This window comes from Photorhabdus sp. RM71S, assembly GCF_042879355.1.
Classification (GTDB): Bacteria; Pseudomonadota; Gammaproteobacteria; order Enterobacterales; family Enterobacteriaceae; genus Photorhabdus; species Photorhabdus kayaii.
The window spans coordinates 1-1,454 of sequence record NZ_JBHFKV010000123.1; the positions used below are offsets into that span (position 1 = coordinate 1).

General features: G+C 35.8%; 1 protein-coding gene and 1 pseudogene. Both read left to right on the forward strand.

What is annotated here, in order from left to right; genetic code table 11:
• A pseudogene (locus ACGF5R_RS23940) lies at positions 1 to 105 on the forward strand (IS1595 family transposase); the annotation flags it as partial.
• A gap of 180 nt (positions 106 to 285) precedes the next feature.
• Positions 286 to 1,350: a DNA polymerase gene (locus ACGF5R_RS23945; RefSeq protein ID WP_387693117.1), complete on the forward strand. Its 1,065-nt coding sequence runs from the start codon at positions 286 to 288 to the stop codon at positions 1,348 to 1,350.
• Positions 1,351 to 1,454 lie beyond the last annotated feature (104 nt).

Genomic DNA, 1,454 nt, shown 5'->3' on the forward strand with positions numbered 1-1,454 from the left:
TGGCGCTTTAACCTTAAAAGAACATTCGAACAGCTTATTTATTCATGTATTCGAGCAGCACCTATGCCTGAGTATTTACTCAAGCTAGCTGAGATTCGATGGTAATCAGGTTTATTTATTAAAGATTATTCTGAGTTAGGTGAAGATAGGTATTTTCTATTAAATGGGAATGTCTTCTCTGAGGTTTGTGCAGAGCAAATAGTATCACAAACAGAGCTGATTGTTTGCCACGATTATTGGTTAATCGCTCCGTCAATTTGGATGTCTATTGGGTCACTCCCATCTTTGATTGTAGATGTAGATGAATTCCAAATTATTGTATCTGGAATGAAGAAAGAAAGATTGTTAAGAGACTGCAAGGATATCACGAGAAGGTCGAATATATATGAAGGTAATGAGGACTTATGTTCTAGGTATTTTAAAATATTTAACCGAACTTTACCTTTTGAAGAGGCGGTTTTTAGGGACTTTAGCCTTTTACTAAGGGAACATTATCTTTCAGTTAAAAATTATGCATCTTTAAATGATGAGTTATATCGGTTTGAAAGTATAGAGATTCCTGTTTCGAGATATGTTATAAATTCAATTTGCAGGGGAATTAAAATAAATCAGGGCCAACTTTTAATACATAAAAAAAACCTTGAGCATGATTTCTACACTGCATTGAAAGAATACTCAGCAAAATATAATGTACCTCTTGAAGTACCTGATGATCAAGATGTTATAGAGTATTTAGAGCCTATGGGATATGATTTTACGGGTGTAGACGTGGACTATATCCTTAAATTTGTCCCTATGGAAAGTAATTACGCGAAAGATGTATTGTCGCTTAGGAAACTATCTCGATCTAGAAACGTTCTTAATTCTATACCTTTAAGCACGCGCCGTGCTTATCCGATGGTTGATACTTTTGGGTCTATTACTTCTAGGATTTATTTAAGAGACCCATCCTTGCAGAATCTTGCAAAAAAGCATCGTAACATACTAATTCCGGACGATAGAAAGCGATTTGTATATGTTGACTATGATCAATTTGAGGCTGGAATAATGGCAGCTCTTTCACAAGATGAGGAGCTGTTATCATTATACTCGGGGAAAGATATGTATGTGGGTTTCGCTGAGAAACTTTTCAATAATATAAATATGAGGAAGGACGCGAAGAGGTTATTTCTGTCATATGCTTATGGGATGTCGATGAAATCATTGATAGATGCAGCGGTAGGATTTGGTGCGAATAGAAAGGTGGCTAAGGAAATATTCAAAAGCTTTGTCTATTTTGAAAAATGGAAAGAAGGGATATGGAGTGATTTTGCCAGAAGTGGCAAGATTGGGACTGCTAATGGTAATTAACCTCAGCTTCGTTTAAAAATAGCGATATCACAATCCCGTAAATTCAAGCTCGGTTTTTTAGGTTGGAATGTATAAGCAATTAAGCCCGCGACGATTTCCAATAA